Below are 1,314 nucleotides of genomic sequence, written 5' to 3'. Positions count from 1 at the left end.
GTCGTCGGGGACGCCCAGGCGGTAGTCGTGGCGCACGACCGGGGAGAAGTGGGAGACGGCCAGCAGCGGTGTGCCCTCCGCGTCGAGGCGCAGGAACGCGAACACGTTGTCGTCGGCGGCATCGCCCACCACCCACTGGAAGCCGGACGGTTCGGTGTCGCACTCCCAGAGCGCCGGTGTGTGGCGGTAGCCCGCGTTGAGGTCGCGGACCAGGTCGCGCACACCCCGGTGATCGGCCTCCGCCCCGTACGCGGGGTCCAGCAGCCACCAGTCCGGGCCGTGGGCCTCGGACCATTCGGCTCCCTGGGCGAATTCCTGCCCCATGAAGAGGAGCTGCTTTCCGGGGTGGGCCCACATGAAGCCCAGATAGGCGCGGTGGGTGGCGCGCTGCTGCCACCAGTCGCCCGGCATCTTCGACACCAGGGACCGCTTGCCGTGCACGACCTCGTCGTGGGAGATGGGGAGCACGTAGTTCTCGCTGTACGCATACACCATCGAGAACGTCATCTCGTGATGGTGGTACTTGCGGTGGACCGGCTCATGGCTCATGTACTGAAGCGAGTCGTGCATCCAGCCCATGTTCCACTTCAGCCCGAAGCCCAGTCCGCCGAAGCCGCTCGGGCCGCGGTGGTGCGTGGCGCGCGTGACGCCGTCCCAGGCCGTGGACTCCTCGGCGATGGTGACCACACCCGGGTTGCGCCGGTAGACCGTGGCGTTCATCTCCTGCAAAAACGCCACCGCGTCCAGGTTCTCCCGGCCGCCGTACTCGTTCGGGCTCCACTGGCCCGGTTCCCGTGAGTAGTCCAGGTACAGCATGGAGGCCACCGCGTCCACGCGCAGGCCGTCGATGTGGAACTCCTCGCACCAGTAGACGGCGTTGGCGACGAGGAAGTTGCGCACCTCGCGCCGTCCGTAGTCGAACTCCAGCGTCCCCCAGTCCGGATGCGCCGCGCGCAGCGGGTCCTCGTGCTCGTACAGGGGGCGCCCGTCGAACTCGGCCAGCGCCCAGTCGTCGCGCGGGAAGTGCGCCGGCACCCAGTCCATCAGGACGCCGATGCCGGCCCGGTGCAGCGCGTCGACCAGGTACTTGAAGTCGTCGGGCGTGCCCAGGCGGGCGGTGGGCGCGTAGAAGCCGGTGACCTGGTAGCCCCAGGAGCCGCCGAAGGGGTGCTCGGCGATCGGCATCAGTTCGACATGGGTGAAGCCGAGGTCCTTCACGTACGCGGGGAGCTGCTCGGCCAGCTGACGGTAGGTCAGCCCAGGGCGCCAGGACGGCAGATGCACCTCGTACACCGAGAACGGCGCCGCGTGCAC

At 69.0% G+C, this 1,314-nt stretch carries 1 protein-coding gene; it reads right to left on the bottom strand.

What is annotated here, in order from left to right; all coding sequences use genetic code 11:
* Positions 1-1,314: 1,4-alpha-glucan branching enzyme (gene glgB, locus ACZ3TS_RS43025; RefSeq protein ID WP_467628730.1), on the bottom strand; the 1,314-nt coding region annotated here is incomplete at both ends.

The sequence above is a fragment of the Streptomyces sp. NPDC022910 genome, from assembly GCF_055561075.1.
This window is presented reverse-complemented; position numbering and strand designations above follow the sequence as displayed.